Below are 14,086 nucleotides of genomic sequence, written 5' to 3' on the forward strand. Positions count from 1 at the left end.
TCCGGTTCTTTATCGACATGATCTGAAGAAGCGGCACCATGCGTTTTACCAAAAGTATGTCCACCAGCAATTAATGCTACGGTTTCTTCATCATTCATTGCCATACGGCCAAAAGTATCTCTTATATCTTTGGCAGCAGCAATAGGATCTGGATTTCCATCAGGTCCTTCTGGGTTTACATATATAAGTCCCATTTGTACAGCCGCAAGCGGTTTTTCCAGATTTCTGGAGTGAATATGACCATCTGCATCATCATCTGAAACTAATACTCCATGTTCTTTTGGCACACCCTCTGATCCATCTTTATAGCGCTCATCTCCACCAAGCCATGTAGTTTCAGAACCCCAATACACTGATTCATCTGGTTCCCATACATCTGCGCGTCCTCCGGCAAAACCAAAAGTTTTAAAACCCATTGACTCCAAAGCTACATTTCCGGTTAATATCATCAAATCTGCCCAGGAGATTTTCTTACCATATTTTTGTTTGATTGGCCACAAAAGTCTTCTGGCTTTATCAAGACTTACATTATCTGGCCAACTGTTAAGCGGAGCAAAACGTTGCTGACCAGCACCAGCTCCTCCTCTACCATCATGTACACGGTAAGTTCCTGCACTATGCCAAGCCATTCTAATGAATAAACCTCCGTAATGACCAAAGTCTGCAGGCCACCAATCTTGAGAATCAGTCATCAATGCATGAAGATCATTCTTAACAGCATTTAAATCTAAACTTTTGAAAGCCTCAGCGTAATTAAAATCTTCTTCCATCGGATTAGATAAAGAAGAATTTTGTCTAAGGATTTTTACTTGTAATTGTTTTGGCCACCAATCCGTATTTTTTGTTCCTGGTCCAGCATGTTGTTTTGAAACATTTCCTGAAAATGGACATTTGCCGTCTCCATTAGCATTAGGGTTTGAGTTATTTTCCATAGATTAATTATTTAAAATTTACCTACGAATTTAACATATAAATATTTATTTAAATATTATTTTCAATAGATAAAACTTATAGCATTAGTCCGGAATTTTTCATTCAAACTCTTTTTTTAACATATAAATGTAGTTACAAAAATTTTAAACCACCTATAAAAAAACAGATATAACTATCATTCAATCAGTAAAATAAAAGACTCTTTTATATTTTTAGTATAACAAAAATTTATTGAACCGAGAATAATTTTAAAAACAATAAAATTTAATGCAAGCAATTACAGACCAAAATTTTATAACTAGCGAAGAAATATATATAACATCAAAGTCTATTAATTACTTAAATTTGAAGTTACCCGCCTAATAATCAACCTTATGGAACCTAATATCATTGGAATATTGGCTGCTATATTTACTACTGTTGCAAATATTCCTCAGACCTATACAATTATCCGAGAAAAGTCTACAGAACATATTTCAGTTACAACGTATTTTATATTACTTACTGGTACGCTTTTATGGACAACTTATGGAATTCTAAAAAATGACTGGCCACTAATTCTAACAAACGGATTTACAAGTATGACGAGCCTAATCATTATCATTCTCAATTTTTCTTCCAAAAAAACTATTTCAAAAATACACCAAGCTGTATTACCTGATAAAATTATAAAAGAAGCCGAAACAGAAGAAAAGAATGTCAAAAATAAAGAGATATGAAACCATATAAAAAAACAGGAATTATTATCCTTAGCATAATAGCATTATTGGTAATTATCAATTTTGCACTAGAGCCAGTAGCATTACATTATGTCAATAAAGCACTGGCAGATTTAAAAGGCTACAAAGGTAGTGTTAAAAATATTGAAATTCATTTATATCGCGGTGCTTACCGAATCGATACACTTGTTATTGAGAAAATAGAAAAAGGAAAATCACTACCTTTTTTCAGTGCTCCGGGAACAGATATTTCTATAGAATGGAAATCATTATTTAAGGGAGCAATTGTAGCTGAATTATCAGTAGAAAAACCAGTCCTTAACTTTATTAAAAAAGGAAGCAAAGTAGAAGCTGGAGGAAACAATGACTTTATAGAAACAGTAAAAAAATTATCACCTGTAAATATCAATTATGTCGAAATATTGGATGGCGAAGTACATTATATTGACCTTAGCTCAAAACCAAAAATTGATGTGGCCGCAAAACAAGTATATGCTACAGCCAAAAACCTTAGAAATGTTGAAGATCACAATAATAAACTTCCTTCGACAATACAGTTAACAGCTCATACTAGTGGAAATGGAAAAATCAAAAGCAATGCTAAATTGAATGCTCTTAAAGAAACTCCCGATTTTGATTTCAATCTGGAACTCGAGCGAATGGATCTCACTTACTTAAAAGATTTTACTGATGCCTATGCTAATTTCACTTTTAAGCGAGGACAGTTATACTTATCCACAGAATTGGCTATGGATGATGGAAAATATAATGGTTATCTCAAACCCGTTTTGGAAAATATTAAAATCATCGATTTGACACCTGATACTGAAAAAGAAAAAAAACGTCCTTTCTTTAAAAGAATATGGGAACTTATTGTTGGAACTGGCGTTAGTGTAATAAAAAATCATCCTAAAGATCGTTTGGCTACTAAAATACCATTGAAAGGAACTGTAAACGGCGGCGAAAAATTTACATGGACTGCCATTATTAATGTACTAAGAAATGGATTTGTAAAAGCTTTTGATAAGAATGTTGAAGGTTCTATAAACTTTGAAGATGCAAAATCAGAGAGGATTGAAAAAAAATAACATATGTTTAATTCTAAAAAAAAAGCTAATTGTACACCAATAATAAATTAAAAATAACATGGAAAATAATTTCAAAACCGTTGATGAATACATTTTTGCCTTCCCAAAAGAGGTGCAATTGAAATTAAAAAAGGTTCGAAATATCATTTTAAACAGCGCTCCAAATGCTGTTGAAAGTATTTCGTATGGTATGCCTGCTTACAAAGCAAATGGAAAACCACTGGTTTACTTCGCCGCTTTCAAAAAGCATATTGGTCTTTATGCTACTCCATCAGCACATTCCGAATTTAGCAATGAACTTTCAAAGTATAAACAAGGAAAAGGATCAGTACAATTTCCGTTAGACACCCCAATTCCATTTGATCTTATCGAGCGTATTGTTATGTATAAAGTAAAAGAGAATGAACAAAAAGGATTAAATAAATAATTAGCATTACTTAAACTGTACCTCAATGTCAACATGACAAGGTTTTTTGGTTAATACATAATCAACATCAAAACCTACTTAGTTTTCATAAGTACTTCATACGTGTTAAATCTATAAAAAACACTTTTCTATACTCTTTTTGTGTGAAGGATGGAAGCGGCATCCTTTTCTTTTTTCCCTTTAAAAAAGAAAAGATACAGCGGACAGCCTGACCTCGTTGCTACAATATACACTAATAACCAACAAGTTGTGAAACGAGGTCACACCCAAATAAACTTTTCATTTATTCAGCAATTGTTGCTTCACTATTAAAAATCATTCTATTTTAGAAAAAAAATAAAATTAAGTATTTAAATTAAGTATTAATACGTATATTTGCGTAGTAATACTTAATTAAACAGTTATGATTAATGTAATAGTAGTCGGAAACGGCATGGTTGGTTATAAGTTTTGCGAGAAATTCGTTTCGAAAACAGGACAAGAAAATTATCAAATTACAGTATTTGGAGAAGAGTCAAGACGCGCTTATGACCGTGTTCACCTAAGTGAATACTTTGCTGGCAAAAGCGCTGATGATCTGTCACTTTCAACGGCAGAATGGTATAAAGAAAATAATATTACATTAAATACATCTGAGTTAGTTTTAAAAATTGACAAAGAAAACAAAACAATAAGTACACACTTAGATAAAACATATGCGTATGACTACTTAGTTTTGGCTACGGGTTCATCTGCTTTTGTTCCTCCAATCAAAGGAGTAGAAAAAGAAGGTGTTTTTGTATACAGAACCATAGAAGATTTAGATGCTATTATGAGCTACGCCAAAAAAATAAAAGCCAACGGTGCTACTGAAGCAGCGGTTCTCGGTGGCGGTTTATTAGGACTGGAAGCAGCCAAAGCAGTTCGTGATTTGGATCTTAATGCTCATGTTGTGGAATTTGCACCACGCTTGATGCCAAGACAATTAGATCAAAGCGCGAGCAATATGTTGCAATCTAAAATTGAAGAACTCAACATCGGAATCCATCTTAACAAAGCCACTCAATACATAGATGGCGACGAAAGTATAAAAGGAATGATGTTTGCAAATGACGAATTTTTAAAGGTGGATATGTTGGTGATATCAGCAGGAATCAAACCACGCGATGAACTGGCTAGGGTTTCAGGGTTGGAAGTTGGTGAGCGTGGTGGCGTTCTTGTGAACAATCAAATGTTAACATCGGATCCTTACATATATGCTATTGGAGAAGTTGCTCTTTACAACGGAATGATTTACGGACTTGTAGCTCCCGGCTACGAAATGGCCGATGTAGCTGCCGAACAAATTCTCAAAGGAGATAAAACGATGAGAGAAACCATCGATATGTCTACTCAATTGAAATTAATTGGAGTTGAAGTTGCGAGTTTTGGTGATCCTTTTGTTGAAAATGAAAATGTCACCGCAATTGTTTACGAAAATAAATTCAGTGGTATTTATAAAAGAATCAATGTAACCAAAGATGGAAAAACACTTTTAGGGGGAATTCTAGTGGGTGATTCATCTGATTACAATGGCTTGTTTCAAATTTACAACAATGCATTGGCTTTACCGGCAAACCCAGAAGATTTGATTTTAGGTTCAAGAGGCGGTGAAGCTTCAACCTTTGGAAGCGCAACTGATTTACCTGATACAGCTGTAATTTGTTCTTGCGAAAATGTTACTAAAGGAGCCATTTGTTGTTCTCTGATAGATGGAACCGCCACTACACTTGGTGATGTGGTAAAACTAACAAAAGCAACTACAGGCTGTGGAGGTTGTAAACCAATGGTTGTTGATATTGTAAAAGCGACTCAAAAATCTCTTGGTAAAGAAATTAAAGAATCTATCTGTGAACATTTCAATTATACGCGACAAGAATTATTTGATATTGTCAAAATAAACAAATACACCAACTTTTATGAAGTTATTGACCATCATGGAAATGGTGATGGCTGCGAAGTTTGTAAACCAGTGGTTGCTTCAATTTTCTCTAGTATTTACAACGACACAGCTAACAAACACGTTACTACTCAAGACACCAATGACCGATTCCTTGCTAATATTCAAAGAAACGGAACATATTCAGTTGTACCAAGAGTTGCCGGTGGCGAAATCACTCCAGAAAAACTGATTGTAATTGGAGAAGTTGCCAAACAATTTGATTTATATACTAAAATTACCGGAGCGCAACGAGTAGATTTATTTGGAGCTCACTTAGATGATTTACCACAAATTTGGAGAATATTAATCGAACATGGTTTTGAAAGCGGACATGCTTATGGCAAATCATTAAGAGCTGTAAAAAGCTGCGTTGGAAATACTTGGTGTCGTTACGGAATGGACGATAGCGCTGGTTTCGCCATTGAACTTGAAAATCGTTACAAAGGAATTCGTGCTCCTCACAAAATAAAAGGTGGTGTTTCTGCTTGCATCAGAGAATGTGCTGAGGCAAGAGGAAAAGATTTTGGATTAATCGCAGTAGAAGGCGGCTGGAATCTTTACATCTGCGGAAACGGTGGTGCCAATCCTAAACACGCTGTATTATTAGCCGAAAAAATCGACAAAGCTACTGTTATCAAATATTTAGACCGTTTCTTAATGTATTACATCAGAACTGCTGGTCCATTGGTTAGAACCGCACCTTGGTTAGAAAAACTAGAAGGCGGGATAGATTACTTAAAAGAAGTCATCATCTTTGACCGTTTAGGAATCTGCGAAGCATTAGAAACCGAAATGGAATCACTAGTTGGCACTTTTGAGTGTGAATGGAAACAAGTTCTGGAAAAACCAAGATTGAAAAAACGTTTCAGCCATTTTGTGAATACGGATGAGAAAGACGATAATATTGAATATGTACCGCTAAGAGATCAAAAAATGCCAAGACCTTGGTAAAACACGACCCAAAATAGCGAACATACGAAACAATTTTACGAATTAGCACGAATTAAAAAATGATTATTACGCAAAGATTCGCAGAGCAAACACAGAGATTCACAAAGATTTTTTCATGTATACACAGATATCAGACAGTATAAATAAACTTCGCGTCACTTCGCGCTAACTTTGCGAATCTTCGCGTAATAGTAAAAAACAAAAACAAAACCCCATGGAAGAACTATTAAGCCAATACGAAACCGTAAATTTAAATGATGTAAAAATTTGGTTCAAAGCTGGAAGCATTAGCGATTTTCCAAGCAACAGAGGTGGTTGCATTAAATACAAAACCAAACAAATCGCTGTTTTCAATTTCGAAAGAAGAAATGAATGGTATGCTTGTCAAAATGCTTGCCCCCACAAACTGGAAATGGTTTTATCCAGAGGAATGACTGGTTCCGCAGATGGAATCCCGAAAATTGCCTGCCCAATGCACAAAAAAACATTTTCATTAGTTGATGGTTCTAATCTAAATGGAGACGATTATAAAATTGCAACTTATCCAGTAAAAATAGAAGGAGACGAAGTATTCGTTGGCTTTTTAGATTAATGTATGTATCTTTGAAATAAGCATATTAAGTGCGACACAAATACTGTTTAAAAATTTATTTTCCATTAAGAGATAAAGAAAATTAAGCTTAATGAACCTTAATTTCTTAATGGTGTAATAAAAAACAATAGTTTTTTATTACACTTTTTCAAAACATAAACGGTATTAGTTGCCACAAACAAATCTATACTTTTTCAAATGAAAACAATACCTTTTTTAAACGCCAGCGCGTGGATTGACGCTGAAAACGAAGCAGATCCAAACAGTGAAATATATCAAGGAATAACCTATCCAAAGGAATTATTATATTCGGATAGAATGTATGAAAGGTTAATGGACTTTGAACCAAATGCTTCAGAAGAAGTTCAAATTGCAGCCAAAGCACAACATATTTGCCGCTGGAAAGTTGCCCGAGAATCCTATCCAATGGACCGCGTTGGTTATTTAAAATGGAGAGAGGATTTAAAAAAATTCCACGCCAAAACTACTGCCGAAATCTTAAAAAAAGCAGGATACGAAGATGCTTTTATTGATCGTGTATCTTTTTTGATCGAAAAAAAATTACTTAAAAAAGACCATGAAACGCAGCTGTTGGAAGATGTAATTTGTTTGGTTTTTTTAGAATTTTATTTGGAACCATTCGTCCTTAAACATGATGAAGAAAAATTAAAAAACATCATCTTGAAAACCTGGAATAAAATGTCAGACAAAGGACATCAGGCAGCCTTAAAAATTAACTACACTCCAGAAAATCTTCAATTGATAAAAGATGCTTTGGGCATATAATTATTTAGTCACGAATTACACTAATTTGCACTAATTAGTAAGTATTAAAAAAATTCGTGGAAATTAGTAAACCAATTTTAATTTGTGTAATTCAGGGCAAAAAAAACGAATGATTCCCTTTCTTCTATGAAAAAAAACTTCAAAAACTCTTTTGATAAAATTTCGTTCAAAAAATTAAGGCGATTATACATCTTTGCCTTAATTACGATTGCTGCAACAGTAATATTGAGTCAACTACTTATTCAATACAATCTTTACAGACAACTTAGCGATTCCCGAATAATCAATACTTCTGGAAAACAACGAATGCTTAGCCAAAAATTGACAAAAGAAGTTTTGGTCCTCCATTTCATTACAGATTCTTTGCAAAAAAAAGAGCAGATTGACAAGATTACCAAAATCATTTCTCAATGGAAATCTAATCATAATTTATTAGTAAATGGCAATGAACGCTTAGGTTTTCCAAAAGAAAAAAACCAAATTATAACTCAATATTTTGAAAAAATAAAACCCAATTTTGACACCATTATTGCTGTTACCAATACTTTTTTAGCCAATAAAAAACAAAATATCAACGAACAGGAAAATATAAAATTGGTTCAAAAATTATTAGCCAATGAAAGTATTTTCCTTTTAGAAATGAATCAAATTGTTAGCGAATATGATGCCGAAGCACTAGAAAAAGTAACACTTCAACGCAAAACCGAATATATTCTTCTTGGCTTTACTTTATTGGTTTTATTATTGGAATTTTTATTCATTTTCAAACCTACTACCAAAAAAATCGAGACACTTATTTCAAATTTATTAGCCTCAGAAAGAAAAGCTTTAAAACTAGCGCAAGACACTGAAATCATCAGCGAAGCTAAGGAAAACTCGGTCAAAGAATTAAAATCGCTCAATTATGCGATGGAGAATACCCTACTCTATTGTCGAATCGCAACCGATGGAACGATTATTCATATTGGCGAAAAATTTGCAAAACTGCTGCAATATAATCCGTTCAATACCGAAACCAAATTTGGCGAAGCCTTAACTGCCGACGAAAAAGAACAACTTTTCATTGACCGAATCGTACTTCAAAACAATCGCAGAGGTTGGCAAGGCGAATTGAACATTACCACCCGAAACGAGCAATCGCTTTGGTTAGATTTATCGATGATTCCTGTAACTATCAAAAAAGACGAATCTGAACTTCTAATCATTTGTTTCGATATCACCGAACGCAAAAAAGCGGTTCAGGAAGTAGAACGTTTGAACGCTGCCAATATCGCCGATAAATTAAACCAACAAAAAATAATTTCGAGTAAAATTGTTGAAAATCAAGAAAACGAACAAAATAGAATTGCCCGCGAAATTCATGACGGAATTGGACAAATGCTGACTGGATTAAAATTCAGTCTAGAAAGTATAGACCTAAATGACAAAGAAAAAGCAACGATAAAAGTAGAATATTTAAAAAAACTATCACTTGACATCATCAAAGGTGTGCGTACCGCTACTTTCAATTTGATGCCTCCGGAATTGAGCGATCACGGCATCAATTCTGCTCTTACCAAGCTCACTCAGGAACTTTCTAAACTCACTGGAAAGAACATTTTATTTTACAACAAAACCGATTTCAACGCTCGTTTGGATTCTTTAATCGAAATAAACATTTACCGATTAACGCAGGAAGCCATCAACAACGCCATCAAATACGCCGACTCTACACATATTATCGTGCAACTTTCCCATAGCGCAACACTTTTGAGCATCATCGTAGACGACAACGGAAAAGGTTTTGATATCAATGCCGTAGAAAAAAAGAGAAACAGTGAATCCGGAATGGGAATGTTATTTATGAAAGAGCGAATTCAATACATTAATGGCCGTGTTTTCTTCAATTCTATTCCAAATGAAGGAACCAGAATTACTTTTAATATTCCAATTTAAAATAATTTTTGGGCGTGTGTATTCGATCATTTAATTATTGAGGAATCAAGTAAGCACCAATCACAAAAAAAAAGAGCATTTCAATTTAATTTTGAAATGCTCTTTTTGTTTTTTATTATTATTTTCATTTTTCAAGTTTCCATTTATCTAATACCAAAGTCACTAACACATCATCCCACTTTTCAAAATGTGTTTCATTTGGAGCGACTGGAGTTACTTCAGTTGGTATCCATTTATTGACCCCAACAATAAACATTACAGCATTATAATTTAGTTTTTTGTCAAATGGATTTTTAACACTTAAGGTTGATCCTAAACTTTTTTGATCTTTTACATCTTGCTTCAACTCAACAATGATGGTGTTTTTCGGATTTACAATATTCTTAACCACTTTCATTGAATAAATGCTGTCATTTTTAAATTCAACCTCAACATTTAACTTTTCTGAAGAATAGATTTGCAGCACTTTTTTATTTACAAAATAATCTCCTTTTTTAAGCTCCATAACATATGGCTCATTATTGTTAACAACAAGATTCAATGTAAATGGTTCACGTTGTGGAACTTCATTTTGGGCGTAGCAAATTGCATTAATAGCTAATACAATCAAAAAAATTAACTTTCTCATCACTTTATTATTTTAAAATTCGAACTGTAACTAGCTAGTTATTAAATAGTTTGTTAAAAATTATTTTTCACTAGCGAAATCGAAGATAGGAAATTCCTACTTTCCCTTGTTACAAAATCCATAAGTGATTTGAAATAATTGTTGAAATAAGTATTGATTGTTTTTTTATAAAAAAAAAGCCACTTTTAAAAGCAAAAAAAAGATATTTTAAAACAAAAAAATACTGATTTTCAACCATATAAATTCGAATTATGAAGTTTTTGCAACTTCAATTTTTGACTGTTCGCCAATTTTTCTTTTTTCCTGTTCGTGAATGATTTTATTTAAGTAAGGCGCAATGATTTCTTTTATTTCATCTTCAGAAATATTCAACGCTTTCGGATCGTTAACCAGTTGCAGCCAAGGTTTGGGCGCATCAAAATTATAAGTACCAAAAACGATCACCGGCGTTCCATAGAATTTTATGTTCTCATCATTTTCCAAAACCCATTGATCTGCCCAATTATAGAGAAATTTGGCATCATCTTCCTGTAATCGCATGCAGGAATGTGAAGCCGGATAACCTGGTAATTCGTATTGATGAAAGCCAACACCTTTTTTATTTTCTACATTAAAATTCCATTTCAGGTTCCATTCGTCGTTGAATGTGCTTGTTGTTTCTTCGGCCTTCCAATTTGTGAAGAATAAACCAGTAGGCGTTGGATCTTTTTTTCTGCCCATATTAGTTGGACCAGAACGCATCAAAATACCATTTTCATATATTCCAAAAGTTTGAGTTGAATATGAGAATAAAATAATTTTATCGACGGCCTGTAAAGATGTAACCTCCAAAGGAAAAGGCAGATAAAATACCACATCCCCGCTGAGATCTTTTGGTATAACAACAGAATCTAATTTGGCAAAATTATTTTTGTCTGTTCGGTTAACAGCAAGAACTACTGATAAATCCTTTACATCTTTGTGGTTTTTTAACCATTCTTTAGCGTTTTCTAAAGTATAGGAAACATCTTTTGGTTTTATTCGCGCTGGATTTTTTTTAGCAGTGGTATTTTTTTCAGATTGAATTTTGTTATTTTCATTTTTACAGGAACATAGCGTAAGTGCAATAATTCCGAATACTATAATCAATTTTTCCATAAATTCTTGTTTTTGTAAAAATGGAAGAATTTATGGGATTAACTGTTACATAATTATTCGGAAATATTGCTTTTTTTACACTTCATCTCCTAAAAAGAGGCTATTTTTTGTAGATCATTGTTGGTGCCGATTGCGCTTTAGAATAAACAGTCACATCTGCTATTGTCACTCTATCGGGAGCATTTATTGTATAAAATATTAGATCAGCTATATCTTCTGGCAATAAAGCTTCGTAGCCTTCATAGACTTTTTGGGCTCTTTCTTTATCACCTTTGAATCTCACTTCTGAAAATTCGGTTGCTACGGCGCCTGGTGCGATATTGGTAATTTTAATGCCATGCTCAGTCAGGTCGAGGCGCATGCCTTCGCTAATTGCTTCGACGGCTTTTTTAGAGGCACAATAAACCGCTCCGTTGGCATAGGTTTGTTTTCCGGCAACTGAACTTAGATTAATAATATGCCCTTTTTTTCTTTCCACCATTTGCGGAATTACGGCTTTTGAAACGTATAACAAACCTTTTACGTTTCCGTCAATCATCGCGTCCCAATCATCAACATCACCATTGTCAATGGTAGAAAGTCCATGGGCATTTCCGGCGCTATTTATTAAGATGTCAACATTTTTCCACTCTGTTGGCAACGAATCTAAATGAAACTCCACCTCTTTCCTATCGCGAACATCAAATATCAAAGTGTGGACTTTTACATTTTTTGATAATTTATTTTTCAATTCATCCAGCTTTTCAGAACGGCGTCCGCATAGTATTAAATTATATCCGTTTTCTGCAAATTTAATTGCTGTTGCTTTTCCTATTCCTGAAGTTGCACCTGTTATTAAAGCAATTCTTGTCATTTTCTTTATTATATTATTCAAAAAAAGAGATTCTTTTAAATACTCAATTTTGGGATTTTTAATTATCATTTAATGTCACAAATATAAGAAGAGCAATACTAACTTATGTTTTTTGGCTGGCTTAATTGAAAGCTTTATCAGAACTATTTTATTCATTGTGGAAAAAATTTGCAGTTCATCGATGGATTATTTTTCAATTGATTTCCTAAAAAACCTACTTTATTTTTTCAAAAATTATAAATTTGCATTTCTCAAAAAAGGTTCTAAAACTTTTAGATATAGGTGATGGTGAATAACGGATATACTAAATACAAGAATAGTTGTAAAAAATTTAAACAATTAATCAAATCTTTTATAATTATTTGTTCATTATGTTCATCTACAATTAGTTTAGCGCAACAAACACAAGACACAGTTCCTGTTTGTAAAATAAAAGATTTTCCAGATTTGTTCAGAAAAAAAGATTCAGTACATCTCGCAAAACCTCCAAAAAGCAACTTTTTGATCCTGATCCCTTTAATAGCTTCGCAGCCCGCGACTGGATTTTTGTATGGTGCAATAGGTCAATATACATTCAAACCAAAACAAGAGGGTGCCAGATATTCTTCGGCTACAATTAGTGGTTCCTATACTACTAAACATCAGTTATTGATTAATGCAAAGAACAATTTGGTGCTCAATGAAAACAAACTTTATTTTGCAGGAGATTGGCGTTTTTATATATTTTCTCAGGATAATTATGGTTTAGGCTCTGATATAATTCCTCCTCCATATCGGGATCATGATTTTGATTTAGAGAGCTTAGCGGAACCAATGACTTATAAGTATTTCAAATTTCATCAGACCTTGTCATATGGTTTTTTTAATGATTTTTATATTGGTGGTGGAATCCATTTGGATGGCTATAGTGACATTAATGATTCTTATTTAGATATTGCAAAAGGGCAATACACTGCACATTATTTATACAGCCAGAAGCATGGTTATAATGACACCAAGTATTATGTTGATGGACTAAGCTTTAACCTCGTTTACGACTCGCGTGATAATCAGGTAAACGCTAATCATGGATGGTATGGAAATATTAATTATCGAGTAAATCCATCATTTATGAATAATCAGGCAACAAGTACGGTGCTGTACACAGAATACAATTACTATCTGCCTTTAAGTAAAAGAAATTTACAACATGTACTGGCTTTTTGGGCGTATGGCCAGTTTTTGATTAGTGGAGACTTACCTTATCTAAACTTACCTTCTATCGGCTGGGATCCGAGCAGCAGAGGCGGAAAAGGGTATACTCAAGGATTATTCAGAGGACAAAATATTGCTTATTTTGAATCGGAATATCGTTTTCCAATTACTTGCAATCAATTGATAAGCGGAACAGTGTTTGCTAATTTTACTTCAACAAGTGATAAAGACAGAGACATAAGAATATTTCAGTATATCCAGCCTTCTTGCGGTGTAGGATTACGAATTTTAATTGATAAAGCTTCCCGTACGAATTTCGTATTTAATTATGCCTGGGGTCGTCATTCTAAAGCATTTTATCTTAATGCCGGAGAGACTTTTTAATAGTTAACAATCAAATATACAGACAGACTTGTATGTATATTTGATTGTTTTTTAAGAACATTTCATTTTACTCTTCAATAACGAAATTTGGATTATAATCCACCATCCATTCAATGCCGTATTTATCTCTAAACATCCCAAAATAGGAACCCCAAGGGCTGTCTTCAATAGGAACTTCAACAGCGCCGCCTGCTGAGAGTCCGTTAAAGATTTTATCGGCTTCTTCACGAGTGGAGGTGTTAATGGCAATTTTGGATCTGTTTTCACTTTCATTTACCCGACCCATACTTTCTGGAACGTCATTGCCCATTAGAATATTTTTGCCAATAGGCAAAGCAATGTGCATCAGCTTATCTGCCTCTTTTTCAGAAATTGGAGTTTCAGTGCTGGAGATATCTTTAAAACGTACAATGTTTGCGAACTCTCCACCAAATACTGATCTGTAAAAATTGAATGCTTCTTCGGCATTTCCGTTGAAGTTAATGTGAGGATTGATAAG

The 14,086-nt window shown here is 33.7% G+C and carries 13 protein-coding genes; 8 read left to right on the forward strand and 5 right to left on the reverse strand.

Features of this window, described 5'->3' with window-relative positions; all coding sequences use genetic code 11:
* On the reverse strand, positions 1-932 hold a 932-nt coding region (locus tag VLC96_RS18030), incomplete at its 3' end, for a peroxidase family protein (RefSeq protein ID WP_325265154.1).
* A gap of 375 nt (positions 933-1,307) precedes the next feature.
* Between VLC96_RS18030 and VLC96_RS18035 the strand changes: the two genes are divergently transcribed.
* The 7 genes from VLC96_RS18035 to VLC96_RS18065 all read left to right on the forward strand — a co-directional run bounded on the left by VLC96_RS18035 (position 1,308) and on the right by VLC96_RS18065 (position 9,391).
* Positions 1,308-1,652: a SemiSWEET family sugar transporter gene (locus VLC96_RS18035; protein WP_325265156.1), complete on the forward strand. Its 345-nt coding sequence runs from the start codon at positions 1,308-1,310 to the stop codon at positions 1,650-1,652.
* Positions 1,649-2,740 carry a DUF748 domain-containing protein gene (locus VLC96_RS18040; RefSeq protein WP_325265157.1) on the forward strand — a complete coding sequence of 364 codons (1,092 nt, stop codon included), beginning with the start codon at positions 1,649-1,651 and terminating at the stop codon, positions 2,738-2,740. Before VLC96_RS18035 ends, VLC96_RS18040 begins: the two co-directional genes overlap by 4 nt.
* Before the next feature lie 58 nt (positions 2,741-2,798).
* The gene (locus VLC96_RS18045) at positions 2,799-3,167 is read left to right on the forward strand and encodes an iron chaperone (RefSeq protein ID WP_325265159.1); all 369 of its coding nucleotides are present in this window, start codon (positions 2,799-2,801) and stop codon (positions 3,165-3,167) included.
* A gap of 403 nt (positions 3,168-3,570) precedes the next feature.
* Positions 3,571-6,078 (forward strand): nitrite reductase large subunit NirB, encoded by a 2,508-nt coding sequence (gene nirB, locus VLC96_RS18050; RefSeq protein WP_325265161.1) that lies wholly within the window; start codon positions 3,571-3,573, stop codon positions 6,076-6,078.
* A gap of 214 nt (positions 6,079-6,292) precedes the next feature.
* Positions 6,293-6,670, forward strand: a complete 378-nt coding sequence (nirD, locus tag VLC96_RS18055; protein ID WP_325265162.1) for a nitrite reductase small subunit NirD — start codon at positions 6,293-6,295, stop codon at positions 6,668-6,670.
* A gap of 198 nt (positions 6,671-6,868) precedes the next feature.
* On the forward strand, positions 6,869-7,456 hold the full coding sequence (locus VLC96_RS18060) for a DUF4202 domain-containing protein (protein ID WP_325265163.1): 588 nt from the start codon (positions 6,869-6,871) through the stop codon (positions 7,454-7,456).
* 126 nt (positions 7,457-7,582) lie between these two features.
* The gene (locus VLC96_RS18065) at positions 7,583-9,391 is read left to right on the forward strand and encodes a sensor histidine kinase (protein ID WP_325265164.1); all 1,809 of its coding nucleotides are present in this window, start codon (positions 7,583-7,585) and stop codon (positions 9,389-9,391) included.
* A gap of 124 nt (positions 9,392-9,515) precedes the next feature.
* Here VLC96_RS18065 and VLC96_RS18070 read toward each other — a convergent pair whose 3' ends face one another.
* The 3 genes from VLC96_RS18070 to VLC96_RS18080 all read right to left on the reverse strand — a co-directional run bounded on the left by VLC96_RS18070 (position 9,516) and on the right by VLC96_RS18080 (position 12,009).
* Positions 9,516-10,019 (reverse strand): hypothetical protein, encoded by a 504-nt coding sequence (locus tag VLC96_RS18070; protein WP_325265165.1) that lies wholly within the window; start codon positions 10,017-10,019, stop codon positions 9,516-9,518.
* Positions 10,020-10,268: 249 nt separating this feature from the next.
* A complete protein-coding gene (locus VLC96_RS18075; RefSeq protein ID WP_325265166.1) occupies positions 10,269-11,156 on the reverse strand; it encodes a L,D-transpeptidase in 888 nt (295 codons plus the stop codon).
* A 100-nt stretch (positions 11,157-11,256) separates the two neighbouring features.
* Complete coding sequence (locus VLC96_RS18080; protein WP_325265170.1) at positions 11,257-12,009, reverse strand: SDR family NAD(P)-dependent oxidoreductase; 753 nt, start codon at positions 12,007-12,009, stop codon at positions 11,257-11,259.
* Positions 12,010-12,294: 285 nt separating this feature from the next.
* On the opposite strand from VLC96_RS18080, the gene VLC96_RS18085 reads away from it, so the two are divergent.
* Positions 12,295-13,587 carry a BamA/TamA family outer membrane protein gene (locus VLC96_RS18085; RefSeq protein ID WP_325265167.1) on the forward strand — a complete coding sequence of 431 codons (1,293 nt, stop codon included), beginning with the start codon at positions 12,295-12,297 and terminating at the stop codon, positions 13,585-13,587.
* A 67-nt stretch (positions 13,588-13,654) separates the two neighbouring features.
* On the opposite strand, the gene VLC96_RS18090 is transcribed toward VLC96_RS18085, so the two are convergent.
* A partial coding sequence (locus tag VLC96_RS18090) for a VOC family protein (protein ID WP_325265168.1) occupies positions 13,655-14,086 on the reverse strand: 432 nt, incomplete at its 5' end.

Source organism: Flavobacterium sp., from assembly GCF_035456085.1.
GTDB lineage: Bacteria > Bacteroidota > Bacteroidia > Flavobacteriales > Flavobacteriaceae > Flavobacterium.

Coding starts and splice junctions, on each gene's coding strand:
- nirD (WP_325265162.1), top strand. CDS start 6,293: ATGGAAGAACTATTAAGCCAATACGAAACCGTAAATTTAAATGATGTA.
- VLC96_RS18075 (WP_325265166.1), bottom strand. CDS start 11,156: ATGGAAAAATTGATTATAGTATTCGGAATTATTGCACTTACGCTATGT.
- VLC96_RS18080 (WP_325265170.1), bottom strand. CDS start 12,009: ATGACAAGAATTGCTTTAATAACAGGTGCAACTTCAGGAATAGGAAAA.
- VLC96_RS18065 (WP_325265164.1), top strand. CDS start 7,583: ATGAAAAAAAACTTCAAAAACTCTTTTGATAAAATTTCGTTCAAAAAA.
- nirB (WP_325265161.1), top strand. CDS start 3,571: ATGATTAATGTAATAGTAGTCGGAAACGGCATGGTTGGTTATAAGTTT.
- VLC96_RS18060 (WP_325265163.1), top strand. CDS start 6,869: ATGAAAACAATACCTTTTTTAAACGCCAGCGCGTGGATTGACGCTGAA.
- VLC96_RS18045 (WP_325265159.1), top strand. CDS start 2,799: ATGGAAAATAATTTCAAAACCGTTGATGAATACATTTTTGCCTTCCCA.
- VLC96_RS18040 (WP_325265157.1), top strand. CDS start 1,649: ATGAAACCATATAAAAAAACAGGAATTATTATCCTTAGCATAATAGCA.
- VLC96_RS18085 (WP_325265167.1), top strand. CDS start 12,295: ATGGTGAATAACGGATATACTAAATACAAGAATAGTTGTAAAAAATTT.
- VLC96_RS18070 (WP_325265165.1), bottom strand. CDS start 10,019: ATGAGAAAGTTAATTTTTTTGATTGTATTAGCTATTAATGCAATTTGC.
- VLC96_RS18035 (WP_325265156.1), top strand. CDS start 1,308: ATGGAACCTAATATCATTGGAATATTGGCTGCTATATTTACTACTGTT.